Origin of the sequence: Streptomyces sp. NPDC060205 (assembly GCF_042728395.1) — a bacterium.
GTDB lineage: Bacteria > Actinomycetota > Actinomycetes > Streptomycetales > Streptomycetaceae > Streptomyces.
Map to the genome: position 1 here is coordinate 1 of NZ_JBHWZP010000085.1, position 23,674 is coordinate 23,674.

Here is a 23,674-nt window from a genome sequence, read left to right on the forward strand (position 1 = left end):
CCTAAAGACAGGGGCTGGGCCCTGCCCCTGTCTTTAGGGGCGCGGGGAACTGCGCGAGCAACCCCCACCGGCCCGCAGATTCCATGGGCGCGCGGACCCCAGGGGCGCGGGGAACGGCGCGGCTCGCCCCTACCGGGCCGCAGTCGAACAACCGGCCCGCGGGACGCTACCCGCGGCGGCGTACGAAGAACGCCCCGCACAGCGCCCCGATCACCGCCGTGGCGAGCAACGCCATCCACAACGGCATCGTGACCTCGGGAATCAGCAGCCGAATCTTCGTCGCCCGCGTGTTCTCGAAGATGAAGACCAGCCCGAGCACGGCCAGCGCGACGACCGCCACCCGCCCGGGCGTCAGCAGACCGCCCCGCCCGGTCCCCGCACCACCGCCACCGTTCTGCGAACTCTTCGGGTTCATGCGAACAGGATGGGCTGGGAGCCGAGGCCACGCACGGTGGGCGGTCCCTCCGGGTGAGACGTCAGGCCAGCGCCGGCGCGTCCAGCGTCAGAACCCCCGCCCCCCGACGCGCGTCCAGCTCCGCCCGCACCCCGAACGGAACCGTCAGCGCACCCTCCCCGTGCCCGAACCCGAACTCCTCGACGATCGGCACCCCGAGTCCGCCGAGCCGGTCGAGGAGCAGTTCCCGCACCCGCTCGTACGGGCCGCACCGCTCCCAGGACCCGAGCAGGATCCCGGCGACGCCGTCGAACCACCCGGCCCGCAGGAGCTGCGTGAGGTACCGGTCAAGGCGGTACACCTCCTCGCCGACGTCCTCCAGGCACACCAGCCCGCCGCCCGCGGAGGGCCGGGCGTGCGGTGTCCCCAGTTCGGAGGCGAGCAGGCTCAGACAGCCGCCGAGCAGGACACCGGCGGCCCGCCCCGGGACCAGCGCCGGCCCGGCCGACCTGATCGTCCGGACGGACTCCGGTGCGAAGAGGGTGGCCCGGAGATGGTCCTGGGCGCGGGCGTTCTTGACGAAGTCGATGCCCGCGGCCATCGGACCGTGCAGGGTCGCGAGCCCCAGCCGCGCCGCGAAGGCCTCGTGGAGCGCCGTGATGTCACTGAAGCCGACGAGCACCTTGGGCCCCGCGGCCCGCAGCGCGTCCCAGTCGAGCAGGTCGGCCATGCGCTGCACGCCGTAGCCGCCGCGCGCGCAGAGCACCGCGGCGACCGACGGGTCGCACCAGGCGGCCTGGAAGTCGGCCGCCCGGTCGGCGTCCGTGCCCGCCAGATAGCCGAACGTCCCGTGCCGGTCCAGGACATGGGGTCCCACGACGGGGTCGAGGTCCCAGCCGCGGAGGATGTCGAGCCCCGCCTGGAGCCGTTCCTCCGGCACGGGCCCGCTCGGTGCGACGACGGCGACCCGCGCTCCGGCGACCAGCCGCGCGGGCCTGACGAGTTCCTTCAACGGCCGTTCGCTCAACGGTCGGTCGATGGCAGGTCGGTCATTCAACGGCCGGTCACTTGCTGAGCTCCAGTGCGGGAACGCCGGGCGGATTGAGGCCGAACACCTGGGCGTACAGGGAGAGTTCGGCTTCGAGGGCGCGGACCATCGTGTCGCTGCGGCGGAACCCGTGTCCCTCGCCCTCGAAGGTGATGTAGGCATGCGGCACGGACCGCGCCCGTTCCTCCAGCCTGGCGAGGAACCGCTCGCACTGCGCGGGCGGGCAGATCACGTCGTCGAGGCCCTGGAGGAGCAGGAAGGGCGCGGTGACCTTGTCGGCGTGCTCGGTGGGCGACCGTTCCGCGTACCGGGCGGGCACCTCGGCGCGCGGCCCGATCAGACTCTCCAGGTACTGGGACTCGAAGTCATGTGTCTCGCCCACACCCCAGCCCACCAGGTCGAGGACGGGGTAGAGGATCGTCCCGCACGCGTACACGTCGGTGGCGACCAGCGAGGCGGCGGCGGTCCAGCCGCCCGCGCTGCCGCCCCGGACGGCCAGCCGGTCACGGTCGGCGGTGCCCTCCTCGGCGAGGGCGAGCGCGACGGCCGCGCAGTCCTCGACGTCCACGACACCCCACTGCTCGCGCAGCCGGTTGCGGTACTCGCGCCCGTATCCGGTGGAGCCGCCGTAGTTGACCTCGGCGACCCCGATACCGCGCGAGGTGAAGTAGGCGATCTGCAGGTCGAGGACGAGCGGGGAGCGCCCTGTGGGTCCGCCATGTGCCCAGACCACATAGGGCGGGAGCACATTGCCGGGGGCCACATGGCCGGGGTGGTGGGGCGGGTAGATGTGCGCGTGGATCTCCCGCCCGGCGGGCCCGGAGAACGTACGGATCTGCGGTTCCGGGTAGTAGGCGGGGTCCACCGGGTCGTTGTGCCGGGCTCCCACGACACGGGCCCGTCCGGTGCGGGCGTCCAGTTCGACGACCTCGTACGCGCTGCGCGGGCTGGCGGCGACGGTGACGACGCGGCTGCCGTCGACGGCGAGGGTCGGCTCGTACTCGCTCCAGGGGCCGGCCGCGTCGACGACCTCGCCGCTCTCCGGGTCGAGGATGCCGAGCGCGGTGGCGCCCCGGCCGTGCACGACGGCGATCAGGCCGCTGTCCAGCGGCGCGAACCAGCGGCGGCCGACCGTCCACAGCGGGCCGCCGAACTCCTGCTCGCGGGTGCACAGGGCAAAGGGCGCCTCGTCGCCGTCGGTAGCGTCGCCGGAGGCCCGGTAGAGGTTCCACCAGCCGCTGCGGTCGCTGGAGTACAGGAGACAGCCGTCGCGGCCCCAGTCGGCCTGGGCGATCGCCTCGTCGGGGCCGCCCGCGACCGTCCGGGGCTCCCCCAGGGATCCGTCGGAGCCGACCTCGGCCACCAGCAGTTCGGTGCCGTCCCATGGCATCCGCGGGTGGTCCCAGGCCAGCCAGGCGGCGCGCCGCCCGTCGGGCGAGATCCGCGGCCCGGTGACGAACCGGTGCCGGTCGTCGGTGAGTTCGCGCACCGCGGTCCGGTCCTCGGCGGCCGAGCCGTCGAGCGGCACCGCGGCGACGAGCCGCCGCACGTCGCTGGGTCCGTCGCCGGTGAACTCCTCCAGTACGCACCAGACCTCGCCGCGTTCGAGGCGCACCTGCGGGTCCACCCAGCGCAGTCCGCCGCCGACGGAGGACACGGGGGTGAGGGGGCGCGGGCCGCTGCCGGGGTCGGCGGGCTCGTACACGTACAGGCGCTGGTCGGCGAAGTCGACGAAGACGATCAGCGGGCCGTCCTCGCCGAGCGTGCCGGTCCAGGGCTGTCCGCCGTACTCCATGACGCGGCTGCGGACGTTCCACGGGGCGGGCAGCACCGACTCCTCCGTGCCGTCGGCGAGGCGGCGCACCAGGGTGCGGCGTCCGCCCTCGGCGGGCCGGGGTTCGGTCCACCACGCCTCGTCGCCGACGAAGCCGACGAAGTCGGGGTGCCCGTCGTGCGCGGCGGCCAGCGCCGCGTCGATGGGCGAGGGCCAGGAACCGTAGGCCGTCGTCTGCACTGTGTCCCCCATTTTCTTCCTTTTCCCTTTGTCCCGTTTTTCCTGGGCCGGCTCTTCCTAGGCCGTGCGCAGGAAGCGGTCGAGTACCCGGACTCCGAAATGCAGTGCCTCCACGGGCACCCGTTCGTCGACCCCGTGGAAGAGGGCCTGGTAGTCGAAGCCCGGCGGGAGCTTGAGCGGCGCGAAACCGTAGCCGGTGATGCCGAGGCGGGAGAACTGCTTGGCGTCCGTGCCGCCCGACATGCAGTACGGCACGACGTTCCCCTCGGGCGCGAACTCCTCCACGGCCGCCCGCATCCGGGCGTACGTCGTCGAGTCCAGCGGCGCCTGCAGGGCGACCTCGCGGTGGACGAACTCCCAGTCCACGTCCGGCCCGGTGAGCCGGTCGAGCGTGTCCCGGAACTCGTCCTCCGTACCGGCCAGGAAGCGTCCGTCGACGTGGGCGACGGCCTCCCCGGGGATCACGTTGACCTTGTAACCGGCGTCCAGCATGGTCGGGTTGGCGCTGTTGCGGACCGTCGCCTCGACGAGGGAGGCGGCGGGTCCGAGCTTCTCCAGCAGCCGGTCGACCCCGCCGGGGCCGTCGAGAGCAGGCTCGACGCCGTACAGCGCGGCGAGTTCGGTGAGTGCCGCGCGGACGGTCGGGGTGAGCCGTACGGGCCACTCGTGGTCGCCGATCCGCGCGATGGCGGCGGCGAGCCGGGTCACCGCGTTGGACCGGTTCACCTTGGAGCCGTGGCCCGCCCGGCCGCGTGCGGTGAGCTTCAGCCAGCCGGTGCCGCGCTCCCCCGCAGCGAGGGGGTACAGCTGGCGTCCGGCGCCGTCGTGGAAGGTGAACGCCCCGGACTCGCTGATGCCCTCGGTGCAGCCCGCGAAGAGCCCGGCGTGCTGGTCGGCGAGGAAGCCCGAGCCGTCCTCGGCGCTCGCCTCCTCGTCCGCGGTGAACGCGATCACGAGGTCGCGGCGGGGGCGTACGCCTGCGCGCGCCCACTGCCGGACGACCGCGAGGATCATCGCGTCCATGTTCTTCATGTCGACCGCGCCGCGTCCCCAGACGACCCCGTCGCGGATCTCGCCGGAGAACGGGTGGACGCTCCAGTCCTCCGCCTGCGCGGGTACGACGTCCAGGTGGCCGTGGACGAGCAGCGCGTCGGCGGACGGGTCGGTGCCCTCCAGGCGCGCGACGACGTTCGTACGCCCCTTGGTGCGCTCCAGGAGGGTCGGCTCAAGCCCGGCCTCGGCGAGGAGGGCGGCGGCGTACTCGGCGGCCGGCCGCTCCTGGCAGTCGCCGCCCCCGCGGTTGGTGGTGTCGATACGGATCAGGTCGGAGGTGAACCGGACGACCTCGTCCAGGGCCTGCTCGTCGACGGCCGTCCGCTGTATCACGCTCATGTCAGCCATAGTTCTCCTCCACGGCGGCCGAGACGATCGTGGTGACCGCCTTGAAGGTCCGGATGCCCTCGTACATCGTGGCGCTGGTGTACGCCACCTTGCGTTCCCCGGTCCGCTCGACGCCCGGGACGACGGTGGCCGACAGGGCCAGGTGCTCGGCGTCGAACTCCAGGGCCACCGTGAAGGGGCCTGCCCGGTGGGGCTCGTGCCGCACCGCGAGGCGTGCCGCCTCCTTGGCCGCCGAGCGGATGTCCGCCGCCGTACGGGCCGGGGTGCGGCACACGGCCGCGTACCGCGAGACATGGTCCTTGACGGCGACCTTCAGGGCCTCGGGCGCGTAGCCGAGGGCGTCCTCGCAGGCCACGTCGTCGCCGGTGACCAGCACGACGGGGACTCCGTACTCGGCGACGACGTGCGCGTTGAGCAGGCCCTCGCTGGCGCGCTCGTCGTCGACCCACACGCCGGTGATCGAGTTGGCGAGGTAGGTGTGGGCGAGGACGCCCTCCATGCCGGCGCCCGCGTGGTAGCCGACGAAGGCGATGCCGTCGACGTCGCCGTGCTGCACACCCTCGACCATGGAGAGCGATTTGTGCCGCCCGGTGAGCATCTGGGCCCGTTCGTCCAGTTGCTCCAGGAGCAGGTTGCGCATGGTCGAGTGGGCCTCGTTGATGAGGACCTCGTCGGCGCCGCCGTCGAAGAAGCCGAGGACAGCGGCGTTCACGTCCGAGGTGAACATCGAACGGCACCGCTCCCACTCGGGGGCGCCCGGCTGCACGTCGGCCGGCCAGGTCACCCCGGTGGCGCCCTCCATGTCGGCACTGATGAGGATCTTTACCATGCTCCAGTTGTATCGCAGTCGCGATGCGCTCCACAGGCCCGGGCGGTCAGCCGGTCGAACCGACCGAAACCTTCACTCGGCCGTCGGCATGTTCCTCGTCCACGGTGATGGTGGTGCCGGAGTCGGCGTCATGGCTGGACGCGTAGGGCGCGGTGTCGTAGTGATGGATCCCTTTGAGGTCGTCGAAGACCGGGACGCCGGGCCGGGCCGGGATCACCGTCCGCACCCCGCCCAGGTGGAAGACGAGCGGGGAGGTGGGCCGCAGCCCGAAGGGCGCGTCGTACGTCTGGAGGCGTCCTCGGATCACCGCTCCGGAGGCGGTCCGCGCGGGTTCGGCGTGGGCGTCGATCGGCAGGATCCGCCCGTAACCGCCGTTCGTCCGCGTCTTGTTGTCGCGGTACTTGGTGTTCCAGTACCAGATGAGCACACCGCTCTCGTAGTGCAGCCGCTCCTTGAACCGGGGCTTCCCGGGCGCCCAACCCCACTGGAAGGGACTCGACTTGAGGAACCTGTCCTCCCCCACGTACTGCCTGTTCTCGACGACGTAGTAGCGGGCGTTGCCGTCCGCGTCGGCCGGCAGGTTGACCAGAAGGGCCTCGGGGCCGGCGGTCGAGGAGGGCACGGACAGGGGGTTGAGCGTGACGGTGGCGGAGGCTCCGGCCTTGACGGTCACGTGGTCGAGCCATCCCAGCCGAAGCCGGGCCCAGGCCCCCAAGTCGGCGGGATGGGCGGCGAGTTCACTGTCGCTCGACAGGAGCGACCCCTGTGCCATGACCGACCAGAAGCCGGTGGAGTTCTCGACGCCCGAGGTGTCGTACAGGTCGGGAAGCCCGAGGTCGTGGCCGTACTCGTGGGCCAGGGTGCCCAGGCCCCGGTTCTCATTCGTCATGGTGTAGTCGTCGACCCAGATCCCGGAGTCACCGATCTCGCTGCCGCCGCCCTTGCGCCCGCCCGCCGGGCCCAGCTCGCCGGCGCCGGTCTGCAGATGGCTGACGGTTCCGCGGTGGGACCCGATGGCGTCGGAGCCGTTGACACCGCCGCCGTTGACCTGCGACTCCCCCGCGAACATCAGCATCACACGGTCGAGATAGCCGTCGGGCTCGTCGAAGTTCCCGTCCCGGTCGTGGTCGTAGCGGTCCCAGGTGTCGTACGTGGCCAGGTACTTACGCAGTGAGGCGACGGTCCGGCCGGTGGCACGCTGGTCCTCGTACCACTGGTCGAGCCCGTCCGTGACGAGCTGCTGGTTGCAGTAGTACGTCGAGATCGCCTTGCCCTGCTTCTCGCAGGTGTCGGTGCCGTAGTGCGCGAGGGGCTGGTCCACGCGCGTCCAGCCGTGGACGGTGCCGGTGATGGTGTAGGCACCGCTGGACTGCCGCTCGTAGTACCCCTTGAGGGTGTCCCCTGAGCCGCCGGAGCCACCGACTGCGCCACCGGCCGCGCCGAAGATCTGCCGCTGGTAGTAGGCGGGGCTGTAGTCGGCGGTCCAGACGGTGGAGTTGTCGACGGAGCGGTCGGGTTCGGGGATCCGATTGTGCGTGTAGTCGGCGAACTCGACGGGCAGCACGAAGATCTTGTCCTGGGCGCGCACCGGCCCCGACAGGAGCGCGGGGAACTGCGCAACGTTGGTTCGGGGGCGCGGCCCCCATGCCTGTGCCGCGGCGTCGGGGGCCGGGGCGCACACGGCCACGGCCACAGCGGCGGCGACCACCGCCCCACGCGTCCACTCACTCACGTGCGTCCTCCTCACGCTCCCGGTCCCGGACCGCACTCAGGAGAGCATGAGGACGCACCCACGCCACGTTGCCGGACAGCGTGTCGCCGAAGCGGTCACTCCGCCGCCCACAACCCCCGTACATGCCCGAGATGACGTGTCATGACAGCACGTACCGCCCCCTCGTCGCGGGCGACCAGCGCATCCAGGATCTCCAGGTGCTCCTCGGCGGAGGCCTCCAGACGTCCCGCCTCGACGAGTGCGTGCAGTCCGTACAGCCGGGACCGCTTGCGGAGGTCGCCGACGACCTCGACGAGGTGCTCGTTGCCGGCGAGGGCGAGCAGGCCGAGGTGGAAGCGGATGTCGGCCTCGACGTACGCGATGAGGTCACCGGCCGCCGCGGCCGTGACGATCTCCTGCGCGACGGGCCGCAGCGCCGCCAGATCGGCGGGGGCCGCGGAGGCGGCGAGGCCCACGGTGGTGGGGATCTCGATCAGCGAGCGGATGTGCGTGTACTCGTCCAGCTGCTTCTCGGACACGGCGGTGACCCGAAACCCCTTGTTGGGCACGGTGTCGACGAGCCCCTCCTTGGCGAGGTCGAGCAGGGCCTCCCGCACGGGGGTGGCGGACACCCCGAACCGGGCGGCGAGAGCGGGCGCGGAGTGCACCTCACCGGGCCGCAGCTCCCCCGCGATAAGAGCAGCCCGCAAAGCATCGGCGACCCGCTCCCGATAACTGGGCTTCCTACCCCCCACAGCGGGAAGGACAGGACCGCCAACACGCTGGCCAACCATGGACGATCTCCTAGGGCTTCAGATACTTCAGGCACTTCAGGGGCGCGGGGACCGGCGCCTTTAGGGGCGCGGGGAACGGCGCAATCTTTTGTCTTTGGGGGCGCGGGGAACTGCGCAGTCCTTTGTCTTCAGGGGCGCGGGGAACTGCGCAGTCCTTTGTCTTCAGGGGCGCGGGGAACTGCGCAATCCTTGAGCCGCACCACACAACCCACCCGCCCCCCTCCCCGGCCTACAACACAAACCCCGCCGGAAACGGATCCGTAGGATCAAGAAGATACTGAGCGGTCCCGGTGACCCACGCCCGCCCCGTGAAGCTGGGCAGCACAGCCGCCACCCCACCCACCTCCGTGGTCCCATGCAACCGCCCACTGAACCGCGTCCCGATGAACGACTCGTTCAAGAACTCGGTCTCCAGACCGAGTTCGCCCCGCGCATACAACTGCGCCATCCGCGCACTCGTCCCCGTCCCGCAGGGCGACCGGTCGAACCACCCCGGATGAATCGCCATCGCATGCCGGGAGTGCCGAGCCGTCGACCCGGGCGCGACCAGGTGCACATGATGACAGCCCCTGATGCTGGAATCCTCCGGATGAACCGGCTCCCCTTCGGCATTGATGGCGTCCATCAACGAAAGGCCGGCAGCGAGGATGTCGTCCTTACGAGCCCGGTCGAACGGCAGCCCGAACTGGTCGAGCGGCAGAATCGCGTAGAAGTTCCCGCCGTAGGCGAGGTCGTACGTCACCGTCCGCCCGTCCGCGAGCTCGATCTTCCGGTCGAGGGCGACGGCGAAGGACGGCACGTTCCAGAGCGTGACCGACCGCGCCGCCCCGTCCTCCACGGCGACCTCGGCGACGACGGGCCCGGCCGGCGTGTCGAGCCGGATGGTCGTCACGGGCTCGACGACCTCGACCATGCCGGTCTCCACGAGGACGGTCGCGACCCCGATCGTCCCGTGCCCGCACATCGGCAGATAGCCCGACACCTCGATGTAGATGACGCCGAAGTCGCAGTCGGGCCGGGTGGACGGCTGCAGGATCGCGCCGCTCATCGCCGAGTGACCGCGGGGTTCGTTCATCAGCAACTGCTTGATGTCGTCGCGGTGTTCACGGAAGTACAGCCGCCGCTCGTTCATCGTCGCGCCGGGAATCGTGCCGATACCGCCGGTGATCACCCGCGTCGGCATGCCCTCGGTGTGCGAATCGACGGCGTGCAGGACGAGTTTGCTCCGCATGAACTGCCTCCCTCTCCCTGACTCCCTCTCCCCCTCAGCCGAGTCCGGCCGCCACGGCCTTCTCCGTGGCGGCCCGGACGGCGGCCTCCTGGTCGGCCCGCAACGGCACGCGCGGCGGACGCACCGGCCCGCCGTACCGCCCGACGATGTCCATCGACAGCTTGATGGCCTGGACGAACTCCACCTGGGAGTCCCAGCGCAGCAGCGGGTGCAGCTGCCGGTAGAGGGGCAGCGCGGTGTCGAGGTCGCCCCGGACGGCGGCGCGGTACAGCTCGACGGACGCGGCGGGCAGCGCGTTCGGGTATCCGGCGACCCAGCCCTTGGCCCCGGCGACCGCCAGTTCCAGCAGGACATCGTCGGCGCCGATCAACAGGTCGAGATCCGGAGCGAGTTCGGCGATGCGATAGGCCCGCCGCACATCGCCGGAGAACTCCTTGACCCCGTGGATGTACCCCTCGCCGTGCAGCTTGGCGAGCAGTTCGGGCACCAGGTCGACCTTGGTGTCGATCGGGTTGTTGTACGCCACGATCGGCAGCCCGGCCTTCGCGACCTCCGCGTAGTGCGCGAGCACCGAACGCTCGTCGGCCCGGTAGGCGTTCGGGGGCAGCAGCATCACGGAGGCGCAGCCCGCGTCACGCGCCTGCTCGGCCCAGCGCCGGGCCTCGGCGGAGCCGTACGCGGCGACGCCGGGCATCACGCGCGAGCCGCCGATCGCCGCCACGGCCGTCTCCACGACCTTGGCGCGCTCCTCGGGAGTCAGCACCTGGTACTCACCGAGCGAGCCGTTCGGTACGACACCGTCGCAGCCGTTCGCCACGAGCCACGCGCAGTGGTCGGCGTACGCGTCGAGGTCGACGGAGAGGTCGTCCCTGAGCGGAAGGGCGGTGGCGACGAGAACACCGCGCCAGGGTCGGTGGAGGGTCTGGTCGGTCGTGTCCGTCGTGTCGGTCATCAGGGTTCCCGTCCAATCCTTGGGGTCATGGGGCATGCGGCGTGAGGCGTGGGGCATGGGGGCGTGATCGCCAGTAGGTTCGCGCGGCACCGCGCAGGTCAGGAGAGGTCAGGCGGGTCACACGGCTTCGCCGGGCTCGCGCGCCAGCACACCGAGCGGCACCGGCCGCGCGAAGGGCCGCCGCGCCGGTGTCGGCGCACACCCCGCGAGCCCCGCCACCGCGGGACCGCACATCCGGCCCTGGCACCAGCCCATCCCGGCCCGGGTCAGCAGTTTCACCGTACGGACGTCTCCCGCGCCGAGTTCGTCGACGGCCTCCCGGATCGCGGCGGCCGGCACCTCCTCGCACCGGCACACGAGGGTGTCGTCGCCGACCCGTTCCACCCAACGGTCGGGCGGCGTACAGACGTTGTCGACGGCAGCGAAGAACTCCCGCAGTCCGGAGCGCGCCTTCGCGGCCCGTGCGTAGGAACTGGGCTCGGGCGCACGGGAGTCGAGCCGCGCCGCGATGGACAGGCCCGCGATCCGGCCCTCGGCCAGCGAGAGCGCGGCGCCGCCGATCCCGGTGGCCTCACCGGCGGCCCAGACGCCCGGTACGTCCGTGCGCTGTTCGTCGTCCACGGCGACGCTCACCCCGTCGAGGCGGCAGCCGAGCGTCTCGGCGAGGTCGGTGTGCGGCAGCATGCCGTGTCCGACGGCGAGGCTGTCGCAGGCAACACGCCGCTCGCTGCCTTCCCTGACCCGTCCATCGGTGTCGAGCGCGGCCACGGTCACGGCTTCCAGCCGGTCGGTCCCGTGCGCCGCGACGACGGTGTGGCGGACCTGGACCTTGACCCGGTGGCGCGCCAACTCGGCGGCGTACCGGGCGCCTTCGGCGAGCTTGTCCGGATGGGCGGCGAGGACCCGCGCATGCCGTACGAGGTCCTTGGGGTCGGCTGACTCCACGAGGGCGGCCACCTTCGCCCCGGCCGCGGCCAGTCCGACGGCCACGGGCATCAGCAGCGGCCCGGTACCGGCGACCACGGCGGTACGGCCCGGCAGCACGAGTCCGCTCTTCAGCATGGCCTGCGCCCCGCCCGCGGTGACGACTCCGGGGAGGGTCCAGCCGGGGAACGGCAGCACCTTCTCGTAGCCGCCGGTCGCGAGGAGCACGGCGTCGGCCCGGACCACGACGGACTCCTCCTGCTCGGGCCCGAGCAGGGCGTGCACGGCGAAGGCTGCGGATTCCCGCTCCACGCACCACACATGATGTTCCGTCAGGTGCGTGATCCGCCCCGCTCCGACGTGCGTCGCCAGTCCGTCGCGGAGCCGCTCCCACGTACGCCACTGGTGGTGCAGGGCGCCGGGGCGCCGGGCACCGAGCCCGGCGGCGGGCTGCCGGTAGAACTGGCCGCCCGCGTCCGGGGCGGCGTCGACCAGGGTCACCGCCGCACCGCGTGCCGCAGCGGCGAGGGCGGCGGCCAGCCCGGCGGGTCCGGCGCCGATCACCGCGAGGCGGGGTCGTTCACTCATGCCGTCCGGTCCCTTCCTGGCTTCGGATCACGTCACCCGGTTCCGCCCGTACCAGGCAGGCCCGTTGGTTGGGGCGCCCGTTGACGGTCAGCAGACAGTCGAAGCACACCCCGATCCCGCAGAAGACGCCGCGCGGTTCACCGCTCCCCCGGGTCGTGCGCCAGGACATGACGCCCGCGGACCACAGGGCGGCGGCGATCGTCTGACCGGGGAGAACGGCCAGCTCCCGCTCGTCGAACGTCACGGTGAACGGCGGTTCGGGCCGGGCCCGGACCAGCCTGAGCGGAGTACGCGGCGTCACGAGCGGAACTCCTCGGGATCGAGATCGGTAAAACGGTCGGGGCGGAACGGCGCGAGATCCAGATCGGGCGTCCTGCCCGCCAGCACCTGGGCGATCAAGTGGCCGGTACCGGTGGCGAGTCCGATGCCCGCGCCCTCGTGCCCGCAGGCGTGGAAGAGGCCGGGCACCCGCGCGTCGGGCCCGACGGCGGGCAGATGGTCGGGCATGTACGGACGGAAGCCGAGGTAGGCGCGCATGGCCCGCACCTCCGCCAGGAAGGGGAACAGCCGGGTCGCGCCGGCCGCGAGTTCCCGGGTGACGGGCAGCGAGAAGGAGCGGTCGAAGCCGACCCTTTCCCGGCTGGCACCGATCAGTACGGGGCCCGCCGCCGTTCCCTCGACGACCGGGGAGGTCTGCAGCGCCGCCGAGTCGCTGGCCACGTCGGCCACGTAGTCCGCCGCGTACACCTTGTGGTGCACCCTGCGGGGCAGGGGTTCGGTGACGAGGACGAAGCCGCGCCGGGGCAGGACGGGCAGGGACACCCCGGCCAGCGCGGCCAGTTCCCCGCCCCAGGTCCCGGCCGCGTTGACGACCGCGGGGGCGTGCAGGTCGCCGTGCGGGGTACGGACACCGCGCACCGCCCCCGACGCCGTGCGCAGCACGTCCGTCACCGTCCAGCCGGTCCGCAGCGAGGCACCGGCCGTGCGGGCGAGCCGGACGAGACGGGCCGCCGCGAGGGTCGGCATCACCTGGGCGTCCTGCGGGTAGAGCACGCCACCCGCGAGGCCGTGCGCCAAGTACGGTTCGAGGTCGTGCAGATGGTCCGGGCCGACGGAATCGGCCCGGACCCCGGCCGAGCGCTGTGCGGCGGCCAGTTCCTCCAGCGCCGCCAGTCCCGCGGGCGCGGAGGCGACGACGAGTCCGCCCTTGGCCTCGTACTCGACGGACTCGCCCACGCCGGGCTCGGCGGCGAGGTCGGCCCACAACCGGCCGGAGAGCAGGGCGAGTTCGAGTTCGGGGCCGGGTTCCTTGTCGGAGACCAGGAGGTTGCCCTCGCCGGAACCGGTGGTGCCGCCCGCCACCGGACCACGGTCCACCAGGACGGCACTCAGCCCCGCCCGGGCCGCGTACAGGGCGGTCGCCGCCCCTACCATTCCGGCCCCGACGACCACGACATCGCAGGTCAGCGAGTTGCTCACGTCAGTAATATGTCACATACCCCTGCCCGTGCACACCCCCCTCGCAGCGCTCCCCGTCTCGCGCACTCGGCCCGCACCCTCAGCCCGCCAGCCGTCCGGCGGCCGTCAGCGCCTCCAGGGCGCTCGCCTGGGTGCGCCAGTCCGAGACGTTGGGCGCGGCCCCCGACCAGCGCTGACCGAGGCGGTTGAGCGTGTCCCGGTCGGTCGTCCAGATGGAGTCGGCCTGCTTGGTGACGTACGCCTTGTACGCGGTCGAGGCCGTGGCGTCCGCGAGGTCGGCGAGGTGGCGTACGAAGATGCCCTTGAACTGCTTCTGGTTGTCGTCGCAGGAGGCCGTGCCGAGGTCGCAGGACTCGGTGAGTACGCCGCCTCGGGTCAGCGCCGGTGAGGAGATCGCGGTGTCGGCCAGCCGCTTCGCCGTGTCCAGGTACCGGCTGCTCCCCGTCGACCGCCACAGCTGGGTGAAGGCGCCGATGGCGAGCCCCTGGTTGTAACTCCACACGGTCTGGCCGTTGTTGGCACAGCCCGAGGTGATCCCGTCGTTGACGAGACCCGAGGAGTTGATCATCCCGCTGGCGAGGTACCAGTCCGCGGCCGTGGTCGCGCGGGCGCCCCACACGGTGTCGCCGCTGATCCGCTGGTGCAGCGAGGTGGTGAGCCACAGGTAGAGCCCGTTGGTCACGGCGTTCTTGTAGGTGCGCTCCCGGTCCCACCACACACCGCCGCCGCAGCTGCCGGTGTCCCAGTACTGGTGGACGTAGTTCGTGATGGTGACCGCTTCCTCCAGATAGCGCCGGTCGCCCGTGTAGTCGTACGCCGTCAGCCAGGCCACCGCCCACCAGCCCGCGTCGTCGATCGCCCGGCTGATGAAGTGCCCCTCGATCGGGTCCGAACTGCGCCCGCCCGCGGGGAAGACACCCCGGTTCTGTTCGTAGGTACGGGCGATGGCCCAGTCGTAGTCGTGCCGCCCGCTCTGCTCGGCGAACTCGACGACCGAGGTGAGCGCGACGGCGGAGTTCCACCAACTGCTGCGCCACCAGCCCTCATCGGTCCGGTACGAGGCCATCAGCGCGTCCGCCGCCCCGCGCGCCCGGGTCGGTGCGGGCCTCGCCCAGGCCGTGCAGCTGCCCTCCTGGTGGGCGGCCTCACGACCGCAGGCGCGGACCGCCCCGCCGTACAGCAGGCCGCGCGGGTCCCGGGTGGCGAACAGGGCGGTCCGGGTGGAGGTGGCCCCGGAGGACACGCTCGTACGGCCGAGGGAGGAGCCCTCGGGATGGCTCGCTCCGCCGTCCCAGGAGCGGTCGAGCCATATCTCGTCGCCCGCGCCGCCGCCCGCGATGACGCCCCAGGCCGTGCCGCCGCGCTGGTCGACGTGCAGGCTGATGGTGCGGCCGAAGAGCGTGGTGGCGGGGACCGGGGTGTCGTCGCCTGCCGCCGTGGCGGGGTCGGCGCCGTCGCAGGCCGTGCCGTCGCACACCTTCGGGTACACCCAGTCGGTGCAGGTCACCCCGGCGGCGTCACCGCAGGCGCGGATCCATCCGCGCCGGTGTGCGACCGGGTCGGTGATGTTGTACATGAGGGTGCGGGTGCCGGTCCAGGAAGCGGGGACGCTCGCCTTGCCGAGCAGCCCGTCCCAGGTGGCGCCCCGGTCCCAGGAGCGGTCCAGCCAGACCGCGTCACCCGCCACGCCGTTGTCGATGCTCGCCCAGGCCGCGCTGTCCGGGTCGGAGACGTGCAGCCGCAGGGTTCTGCCGTTGATGGTCCTGTTCGGCACCGGGAACGTGTCCTGCTGCGCCTTGGAGGGGTCGAGCGTGTCGCACACCAGGGCGCAGACCGGTGCCGCGGCATGGGCGGGGGCGGGAGGAAGAGCGATCAGGCCGGTCAGGGCCAGGAACAGGGCCAGGAGTCCGCCGACGAGGGGGTGGTGGCGTGCCGCCATGACGTATCGCCTCTCTGAGGAAGCCGTGCACGGAAGGGCCGCGGCGGCCCGCCGGGGAACCGCCATTTAGATCGTGCCCATGTCAAACGACACCTACGACCGAACTTCCCGGAGACTTGGAACGGCTTCCGCCCACCCCTCAGCTACGCCCCACGACCAGCCACAGGGAGGGCAGTTCGATCCGCGAGCCGTCGGCCCGGTGCTCCGTGGTGACGAGCGGCAGCCTTCCGCTCGCCACCACCACGAGACCGGCCGCCCGCACGAACTCCGGCACGGCGTCGTCGACCACCTCTCCGGGCGCGATGCCGTGGCGCAGGACGGGCGCGAGTTTCGCGGGCGGTCCCTCGGGGCCGCGGGCGAGGTCGCGCAGCATGACACCGGCCGCCTCGGCCGGTTCGACGAGGAACGCGCGGCCCCGGTCGCCGACGAGCGTGGCCAGACCGTCGACGAGTGACTGCCGGTCGGCGGGCTCGCACTGGTGCAGGACGCCCCGCACATAGACGTTGGCGTCGCCGATCTCGGCGTGCAGCGTCTCGGCCTCGGCCCGCTCCGCCGCGTCGACCATCCGGTAGTGGGCCTGGCCCGCCGGGTCCGCGAGCCGGGCGTGGTCGAGGGCCGCGGCCGACAGATCGGCGCCGATGACCCGCGGATAGCGGTCGGCGAGGAACCGGGTCTGGGTGCCGTTGCCGCAGCCGAGGTCCACGAGGGGGAGCCCGGGGGCCGTCAAGTGCGGCTCGAACAGGCCGAGATGGACGCCCACGGTGAGCGCGGGCTCGGCGTCCCAGAAGACGGCCCCCCGCTCGGCGGAGGCCTCCCGCCAGAAGCCCTCCCAGGCCTCCCTGTACCGAGTGGTCACGCTCATACCGGCTCCCCAGGAAAAGTGACAGGCAGTCCGGTCTACCGCGCCGGGCGCACAGCGACAAGAACAGGGCGCACACCTTCACGGCTCATTCGCTCCCGCATGCGCCCCGAAGGGGCGCGGGGAACTGCGCGACCAGCCCCCACCGGCCCGCAGAGTCATCTCTACCCCGCCAGCCCAGCCAAGCGTCAGCGCCGCGGCAACGTCAGTTCGAACCACACGGTCTTGCCGGAGCTGGTCCGACTCGTCCCCCACTCACGCGCCAACGTGCTCACGACCCGCATCCCACGCCCGAACTCGTCGAGCCGCCCCGCACTCAGCAACGTGGGCAGGGTGTGATCGTCGTCGTCCACCTCGCACAGCAGCGTGTCGCCCCGGACCAGCCTGAGGTCGATGGGCCGACTGTGCGAGTGCCGTACGGCGTTCGTGACCAGCTCGCTCACCAGCAGCTCCGCGGTGTCGGCGACGGAACCGAGGCCCCACGCGTGGAGCTGTTCACGGACCGCCGCACGCGCCCTGCCGGCCTCCCGGGGATCGTGCCCGATCCGCCACTCGGCGACGTCCTCGGGCTCGATGCCGTTGAGCCGGGCCATCAGCAGCGCCACGTCGTCCTTGCGGCCACCGCGGGTGTTGAGTGCCCTGATGATGGTGTCGCAGGCGTCGTCCATGGAGGCGGCCGGATGGGCCGCGGACTCGCAGAGCGTGGCGAGACCGACACCGATGTCCTCGCCGCGCACCTCGACCAGGCCGTCGGTGCACATCACGAGCCGGTCGCCGGGCGCCACCCGCACACGTACGGACTCGAAGGGCACCCCGCCGACCCCGATGGGCGCACCGGTCGGCAGTTCCAGCAGATCGCTGTGGCCGTTCTCGGCGCGGACCAGCACGGGCGGGATGTGCCCCGCGTTGGCGATCTCCAGCTCGCTCGCGATGGGGTCGTAGATCGCGTACAGGCAGGTAGCGAGGTAGTGCTCGCCGAGTCGCTGCGCCAGGTCGTCGAGGTTGCGCAGGAGTTGGGCGGGTGGCAGGTCGAGGGCCGCCATGGTCTGGACGGCGGTCCGTAACTGCCCCATCATCGCTGCCGAGTTGAGGCCGTGGCCCATCACGTCACCGACGACGAGGGCGGTGCGCGAGCCGGGCAGTTTGACGGAGTCGAACCAGTCGCCGCCGACCCGCCCGAGCAGGGTGCCCGGCAGATAGCGGGTCGCGATGTCACAGCCGGACATGCGCGGGGCGATGTGCGGCAGCATGCTGTCCTGGAGGGTCTCGGCGACACTCTCCTGGTACGTGTACATGCGGGCGTTGTCGAGCACGAGCCCGGCGCGCGCGGCGAGTTCGGCGCCGGTGACGCGGTCCATGTCGTTGAACTCGACGCGCTCCGGATGCCGCAGCAGGATCATGAAACCGAGGACGACGTTGCGGGCCTTGAGGGGCACGACCAGCATGGAGCGTCCGGTGATGAGGGGCCGGATGTCGCGCTTCTCGAACTGCGCGGCGATCATGTGGCCCATCTGCTCGCTGATGCGGGGCACGAGGACGGGTTCGCCGGTGGTCATGCACTGGAAGAACGGGGTGTGCGCGGGGAACGGCATGGCCTCGCCGACGGGCACGACGTCGTCCCAGCGGCCCGGTTCGTCCGTGTGCTCCAGCGCGACCCGGTGCCACATGGTGGTCGTGTCGGGCACGCCGTCGGAGAAACCCTCACCCGCGACGACCTGTTCGCGCAGATAGGTCCCGGCCACGTCGGTGAAGCGCGGCACGACGGCCCGGCTGACCTCGACGATGGTGCGGGACAGGTCGAGCGAGGTGCCGATGCGTCCGCTGACCTCGTTCAGGAACTCCAGCCGCTCCCGTACGGCCACGAACTCCAGGTCCTCGACCTCGTCCTCGGCGTCCTGCGGCAGGGGCTCGCCCGACAGGGCCGCGGCAGCCGCCCGCTGCCGGCGCGCCTTGCGTTCGGCGCGCCGCGCGACACCCCAGTCGGGGGTGACGGGGACCCGGTCGTTCTGGCTGAACTCCAGTACGGGATAGCCCAGTTCGAGGACCTGCGAGACGATACGGGCGCTCTCGCCCACGCTCATGCTCGGCAGGATCTCGGGCAGCCTGCGGGCCAGGTCCTCGGCGCCGGGGAAGTCGGTGTGCAGCGCGAACCCGGGTGCGATGCGCTCCACGGCGGCGCCCGCGCCGGACGTCTCGGCGTCCTCGGGACGCAGCGCGCCCGCGTTGGCGGCGAGGACCAGCAGGCGTTCGGCCCCCGGCCCCACGAGTGGGTACGCCCACCACAGGACGTCGATCCGGTCGCTGTCCGCGGCGGTCAGCCGTGCGCGGCCGGCGGCCGGGTAGAACAGCCTTCCGTCCAGGGACGATTCGAGGTCGGGGCCGAGTCCGTCGTACGCGGCGTACGCCCCGTAGGGCGCGGTCTCGTCGTCCTCGGGCAGCGCGCCGGAGACGGGGAGCAGGTCCACGACGGGACGGCCGACGGCTTCTTCCCTCGCCGTGCCGAAGAGGCGGCGGGCGCCCCGGCTCCAGTGCGAGACCAGTCCTTCGCGGTCCACGACGACCACGGCCAGCGGAATCCGCCCCGCCGCGGCGGCCCCGTGCGGAGGGTCGCCCCTCTCGGTGCCACGGTCCATGGCTCGGCCCTCTCTCCCACGGTCCGCAAGATCTGTGCCACCACTTCAACCACGGTACGTCCGCGTCCGACAGCGATGTGTGCCATTCCCCGAATTCCCTCCGGCGCACCCCGCCCCGCCAGGGGGCGCGGGGAACGGCGGGCCCAACCCCCACCGCCCCGCACCCAACAAACGCACCGAACCCCCACCCCCCTAGGGGCGCGGGGAACTGCGCGCTCAACCCCCACGGACCTGCAGCCGACACACAACTCAAACCCCCCAAGGGGCGCGGGGAACGGCGCAATCTTTCGGCTGCAGGCCGGTGGGGGCGGGCCGCGCAGTTCCCCGCGCCCCTAGGGGGTGGGGGCACGGGCAGACCGTCGGGTGCGGGACGGTGGGGGTTGAGCGCGCCGTTCCCCGCGCCCCCAGGGGGGTGGGGGCTCGGGCAGACCGTCGGGTGCGGGACGGTGGGGGCCGGGCGCGTCGTTCCCCGCGCCCCCTGGGCGGGGCGCCCTCAGCCGTCCTCGTGGCCCAGTTGGAGGTCCCGTTCCGTGCGTCCGCCCCCCGCCACCTGGAGAACCGTCGCCACCGGCGGATACCCCGCCGCGATCACCGTGTACTCGCCCGACGAGAGGTCGATGAAGCGGAACGCCCCGTCACCCCCGGTGGTCAACGTGTCCACCACGTTCCCCGCCGCGTCGAGCAGCGTCACCCGCGCGTCCTCGACGGGCCGCCCCCCACTGGCCCGCACGGTCCCCCGCAGCACCGCCCCGCCCGCGAGCTCGACGTCCTGCCGGGTCTCGCGGGCGGCCTGCACGCTGACCGGCAGTGCGGCCGGGCGGAAGGCCGGCGCGCTCCCGGCCAGCGTGTACTCCCCCGCGACCAGCTCGGTGATGACATAGCCGCCCTCCCGCCCGCTGCGCGTCGCGGCGACGACTTCCCCGTGCACGTTGGTGAGCGTGACGGTCGCGTCCCGCACGGGCGTCCCGTCCGCCGTGACGACGCTCCCGGCCAGCCGTCCCGCCCCGCCGAGGACCACGTCGAGTTCCACGGGCCGTTCCCCGACGGTGACGCTGACCGCCTGCGGCTGGTGTCCGCCGGCCGCGGCGATCAGGACGTACGAGCCCGATCCGGGCGTCGACAGCGCGTACCGTCCGTCCTCGCCGCTCGCGCCCCGCCCGATCTGCTGTCCCGCGACGTCGATGAGGGTGAGCGCGGCACGCGGTACCACCGTGCCGTCGGGGTGCTGCACGGTGCCGCAGACGGGGATCCCGGCGGCGTACGACGAACGGGCGCCGGGCAGCGGCGCGTTGGACGGCACCGCGGTCTCGGGGGCTGCGGTGGGGGTGTGGTGGGACACCAGCGGTTTCTCCTTGAGGAAGAAGGCGACGAGCAGGCCCAGGACGAGCACCGGCACGAGGTAGAGGAAGATCCGCGGCATCGCGTCGGTGTACGCCGCGATGTAGCCGTCCCGCAGTGCGGCGGGCAGTGCGTGGACGAGCTGCGGGGTGATGGACTCGGGGTCGGGCACCCCGGCCCCGGCGGGCAGCCGGTCGGCGAGGGAGTCGGCGAGCCGGTTCGCGAAGAGCGTGCCGAAGACCGCCGCGCCGACGCTGCCGCCGATCTGCCGGAAGTAGTTGTTGGCGCTGGTCGCGGTGCCGAGGTCGTGCGGGTGGACGGAGTTCTGCACGGCGAGGATCAGCACGGGCATGACGAGGCCGATCCCGGCGCCGAGCAGGGCCATCCACACGCTGTAGTGCAGCCGGGGCGTGTCGGCTTCGAGCCGTGAGAGCAGCCACATGCCGAGGACCGACAGGGCGCCGCCGAGGATCGGGTAGATCTTGTAGCGGCCGCTGCGGCTGATGAGGTGGCCCGAGACGATGGAGGCGCCGACGATGCCGCCCATCATGGGGAGCATGAGCAGGCCGGACTCGGTGGCGCTGGCGCCGTCGACCATCTGCAGGTAGGTGGGCAGATAGCTGGCCGCGCCGAAGAGGGCGACGCCGACGATCACCCCTACAAGAGCGGTGACGTTGAAGACGCCGTCGCGGAACAGCCGTAGCGGGATGAGGGGTTCGGCCGCGCGGTGCTCGGCGAGCAGGAAGAGCACGGTCGAGGCGACGGCTCCCGCGGCGAGTGCGAGGACGACGCGCGAGCCCCACGCGTACTCCGTGCCGCCCCAACTGGTCAGCAGGACAAGGCAGGTGGAGGCGGCGGCGAGCAGCAGGGCGCCCAGGACGTCCAGGCGCGGCCTGGCGGTGGGCTTCGGCAGTTCGAGGACGACGGCCACGACGGCGAGCGTGATCAGGCCGAAGGGGACGTTGATGTAGAAGCACCAGCGCCAGGTGAGGTGGTCGGTGAAGTAGCCGCCGAGCAACGGGCCCGCCACCGAGGCGAGTCCGAACGCGGCGCCGATCATCCCCATGAAGCGGGCCCGCTCCCGGGCCGGCACGACGTCCGCGATGATGGCCTGTACGCCGATCATGAGGCCGCCGGCGCCGACGCCCTGGAGGGCACGGAAGGCGATCAACTGGTCCATGGTGCGCGACCATCCGGCGAGCGCGGAGCCGATCACGAAGACGACGATGGCGAACTGGAAGACGCCCTTGCGGCCGTACAGGTCGCCGAACTTGCCGTAGACGGGCAGTCCCACGGTCGAGGTGAGCAGATACGCGGTGATCGCCCAGGACATCTTGTCCAGGCCGTGCAGCTCTCCGACGATCTTCGGGAGCGCGGTGGCGACGATCATCTGCTCCAGGGCCGCGAGGAGCAGCGCGAGCATGAGCGCGAAGAAGACCAGGCGCACGCGGCGCGGGCTCAGCGTCTCCAACTGGGGGAGTTCGGGCGGCGCTTGGGGTGTGTCGGGGGCCGGAGAGGAAACGTCTCGTCCGCTCTCCGCCAGAGCCGTACCGCCCACGTGCTGCTCCCCTCGTCGCGCCTGCGGGGCCCATTTCTCGCATTGTGCGACATCTGGGAGCAAGCGCGACGAGTCGCCCTGGGACCGGCTCCGGCGGACGTATCCGCCGGTCGGAGCCCTACGGCGTACAACTGGGCGCGTACGGAAAACCACTCGAAACGGTGAGCGTGAAAATCGCCCGGGCCGGTGGGGTCCAGGACGGCGGGGAGTCGCCGCAGGAGGCTACTTCTCCACCTCTGCGGCGAGCTTCGCCAGCACCTCGTCGTAGATGCGGCCGAGCCCCTTGGGCGCGAAGGTCCGCTCGAAGAACCCGCCGATGCCGCCGGCGCCGTCCCAGACGGTGGTGACGACGACACGGGATTTGCCCTCGCCGGCCGGGGTGACCCGCCAGGTGGTGACCATGGAGGAGTTGCGGTCCTTCTCGACGAGTTCGCCGTCGGTGGGCTCGCTCACGTCGAGCAGGCAGTCGCGGATGCGCTTGCTGGTGGCCTGGAGCTTCCAGTGGACGACGGTCCCCTCGCCGTCGCCGCCCTCCCGGACCTCGTACTCGCTGAAGTGCTCGCTCAGGATCTTCGAACGCGTGCCGTTGTAGTCGGCCAGCGCGTCGAACACGTCGTCCGGCTGACCCGTCACGACTCGCTCGGTGGTGGCCTCGACCTGCGCCATTGCGTTCCTCCAGCACTCGGGATCTCGGGCGTCAGCGCTCAGCCAACCATCAGGCGGGCGGGCCGCCCAAATCGGGGTCCGCAACTACGGGGTCGCACGATCAAGGGAACATGTGTTCTATTCTGTGGTCAGTGCTATCGAGGAGGCGTCATGCGGTGGGAGAACCTCGCAGTGGAGTCCGGCGGGAATCCGTCGGCAGGGCCCACGAACCCCGCGCTGTTCGGCGCGGAGACGGTGACCACCCGGACGTTCGACACGCCCGAGTTCCGCGGGATCACCTTCCACGAGATCCGGGCCAGATCGATCGTCAACCGCGTACCGGGGGCCTCGCGCATGCCCTTCGAGTGGACGGTCAACCCCTATCGGGGGTGCACGCACGCGTGTGTCTACTGTTTCGCCCGCAAGACCCACAGCTATCTGGACCTCGACACCGGCCTCGGCTTCGACAGCCAGATCGTGGTGAAGACGAACGCCCCTGAGCTGCTGCGGCGCCAGCTCGGCTCCCGGCGCTGGCTCGGTGACCACATCGCGATGGGCACCAACGTGGACTGCTACCAGCGCGCCGAGGGCCGCTACCGGCTGATGCCCGGCATCATCGCGGCCCTGCGCGACCACGCGAACCCCTTCTCCATCCTCACCAAGGGCACGCTGATCCTGCGCGACCTGGACCTCCTGAAGCAGGCGGCGGCCGTCACCGAGGTAGGGATCTCCGTCTCCGTGGGCTTCACCGACCTCGACCTGTGGCGGACCGTGGAACCGGGCACGCCCGCCCCGGAGCGCCGCCTCGACGTCGTCCGCACCCTGAGCGCGCACGGCATCGACTGCGGGGTCCTGATGGCGCCCGTGATCCCCTTCCTCGGCGACGACCCCTCCCAACTGCGCGCGACGGTACGGGCGGTCGCCGCCTCCGGCGCGACCTCGGTGACCCCGCTCGTACTGCATCTGCGGCCCGGGGCGCGCGAATGGTTCATGAGCTGGCTGGGACACCACCACCCCCACCTCGTGCGCCGGTACGAGCGGCTGTACGCGGAGGGCGCGTACGCCCCGAAGTGGTATCAGCGGCGGATCACCCGGCAGGTGCACGAACTGGCCGAGGAGTACGGGATAGGCCCCACGCGCGCGGGGATGCCCCGCAGGATCCCGGTGCCCGAACCGGTCGCGACGGGGCCCACCCAGCTCACCCTTCTGTGACCTGCGCCCCTGACACGCCTGCGCCGACATCCGCCACGCACCGGCACCGCCGTCCCTCACTCACCGGCCGGCACCCCTTGCCCGGCATCCGGCCGTACACCCCGGCCCAATGGGGTCAACTCTCG

Annotated in this window: 18 protein-coding genes; 1 reads left to right on the forward strand and 17 read right to left on the reverse strand. The window is 72.0% G+C overall.

What is annotated here, in order from left to right:
• Window positions 1-166 precede the first annotated feature (166 nt).
• The 17 genes from ACFWGJ_RS17345 to ACFWGJ_RS17425 all read right to left on the reverse strand — a co-directional run bounded on the left by ACFWGJ_RS17345 (window position 167) and on the right by ACFWGJ_RS17425 (window position 22,358).
• A complete protein-coding gene (locus ACFWGJ_RS17345; protein WP_387324999.1) occupies window positions 167-415 on the reverse strand; it encodes a DUF1049 domain-containing protein in 249 nt (82 codons plus the stop codon).
• 61 nt (window positions 416-476) lie between these two features.
• On the reverse strand, window positions 477-1,406 hold the full coding sequence (locus tag ACFWGJ_RS17350) for an LD-carboxypeptidase (protein ID WP_387325064.1): 930 nt from the start codon (window positions 1,404-1,406) through the stop codon (window positions 477-479).
• A gap of 52 nt (window positions 1,407-1,458) precedes the next feature.
• Complete coding sequence (locus ACFWGJ_RS17355; RefSeq protein WP_387325002.1) at window positions 1,459-3,468, reverse strand: prolyl oligopeptidase family serine peptidase; 2,010 nt, start codon at window positions 3,466-3,468, stop codon at window positions 1,459-1,461.
• A gap of 45 nt (window positions 3,469-3,513) precedes the next feature.
• Entirely contained in the window at window positions 3,514-4,848 is a 1,335-nt protein-coding gene (locus tag ACFWGJ_RS17360) for a M20/M25/M40 family metallo-hydrolase (RefSeq protein ID WP_387325005.1), read from the reverse strand.
• Between the two features lies 1 nt (window position 4,849).
• Window positions 4,850-5,686, reverse strand: coding sequence for a M55 family metallopeptidase (locus tag ACFWGJ_RS17365; protein WP_387325008.1), 837 nt, complete (start codon window positions 5,684-5,686; stop codon window positions 4,850-4,852).
• A gap of 46 nt (window positions 5,687-5,732) precedes the next feature.
• Complete coding sequence (locus ACFWGJ_RS17370; RefSeq protein ID WP_387325011.1) at window positions 5,733-7,418, reverse strand: immune inhibitor A domain-containing protein; 1,686 nt, start codon at window positions 7,416-7,418, stop codon at window positions 5,733-5,735.
• A 95-nt stretch (window positions 7,419-7,513) separates the two neighbouring features.
• The gene (locus ACFWGJ_RS17375) at window positions 7,514-8,191 is read right to left on the reverse strand and encodes a GntR family transcriptional regulator (RefSeq protein WP_387325014.1); all 678 of its coding nucleotides are present in this window, start codon (window positions 8,189-8,191) and stop codon (window positions 7,514-7,516) included.
• Between the two features lie 229 nt (window positions 8,192-8,420).
• Entirely contained in the window at window positions 8,421-9,422 is a 1,002-nt protein-coding gene (locus ACFWGJ_RS17380) for a proline racemase family protein (RefSeq protein WP_387325016.1), read from the reverse strand.
• 34 nt (window positions 9,423-9,456) lie between these two features.
• Window positions 9,457-10,374: a dihydrodipicolinate synthase family protein gene (locus ACFWGJ_RS17385; RefSeq protein WP_387325019.1), complete on the reverse strand. Its 918-nt coding sequence runs from the start codon at window positions 10,372-10,374 to the stop codon at window positions 9,457-9,459.
• A 117-nt stretch (window positions 10,375-10,491) separates the two neighbouring features.
• Complete coding sequence (locus ACFWGJ_RS17390) at window positions 10,492-11,886, reverse strand: FAD-dependent oxidoreductase (protein WP_387325022.1); 1,395 nt, start codon at window positions 11,884-11,886, stop codon at window positions 10,492-10,494.
• Window positions 11,879-12,187, reverse strand: a complete 309-nt coding sequence (locus ACFWGJ_RS17395) for a (2Fe-2S)-binding protein (protein WP_387325025.1) — start codon at window positions 12,185-12,187, stop codon at window positions 11,879-11,881. The genes ACFWGJ_RS17390 and ACFWGJ_RS17395 overlap by 8 nt, the downstream gene beginning before the upstream one ends.
• Complete coding sequence (locus ACFWGJ_RS17400; RefSeq protein WP_387325027.1) at window positions 12,184-13,365, reverse strand: NAD(P)/FAD-dependent oxidoreductase; 1,182 nt, start codon at window positions 13,363-13,365, stop codon at window positions 12,184-12,186. The genes ACFWGJ_RS17395 and ACFWGJ_RS17400 overlap by 4 nt, the downstream gene beginning before the upstream one ends.
• Before the next feature lie 79 nt (window positions 13,366-13,444).
• Entirely contained in the window at window positions 13,445-15,304 is a 1,860-nt protein-coding gene (locus tag ACFWGJ_RS17405; protein WP_387325030.1) for a glycoside hydrolase family 76 protein, read from the reverse strand.
• Between the two features lie 139 nt (window positions 15,305-15,443).
• A complete protein-coding gene (locus ACFWGJ_RS17410; protein WP_381833833.1) occupies window positions 15,444-16,166 on the reverse strand; it encodes a class I SAM-dependent methyltransferase in 723 nt (240 codons plus the stop codon).
• Between the two features lie 185 nt (window positions 16,167-16,351).
• Window positions 16,352-18,796 carry a SpoIIE family protein phosphatase gene (locus ACFWGJ_RS17415; RefSeq protein ID WP_387325033.1) on the reverse strand — a complete coding sequence of 815 codons (2,445 nt, stop codon included), beginning with the start codon at window positions 18,794-18,796 and terminating at the stop codon, window positions 16,352-16,354.
• A gap of 493 nt (window positions 18,797-19,289) precedes the next feature.
• Entirely contained in the window at window positions 19,290-21,692 is a 2,403-nt protein-coding gene (locus tag ACFWGJ_RS17420) for an MFS transporter (protein ID WP_387325036.1), read from the reverse strand.
• Between the two features lie 222 nt (window positions 21,693-21,914).
• Entirely contained in the window at window positions 21,915-22,358 is a 444-nt protein-coding gene (locus ACFWGJ_RS17425) for an SRPBCC family protein (protein ID WP_387325039.1), read from the reverse strand.
• A 150-nt stretch (window positions 22,359-22,508) separates the two neighbouring features.
• Between ACFWGJ_RS17425 and ACFWGJ_RS17430 the strand changes: the two genes are divergently transcribed.
• Window positions 22,509-23,549: an Rv2578c family radical SAM protein gene (locus ACFWGJ_RS17430; RefSeq protein WP_387325042.1), complete on the forward strand. Its 1,041-nt coding sequence runs from the start codon at window positions 22,509-22,511 to the stop codon at window positions 23,547-23,549.
• Window positions 23,550-23,674: the final 125 nt, after the last annotated feature.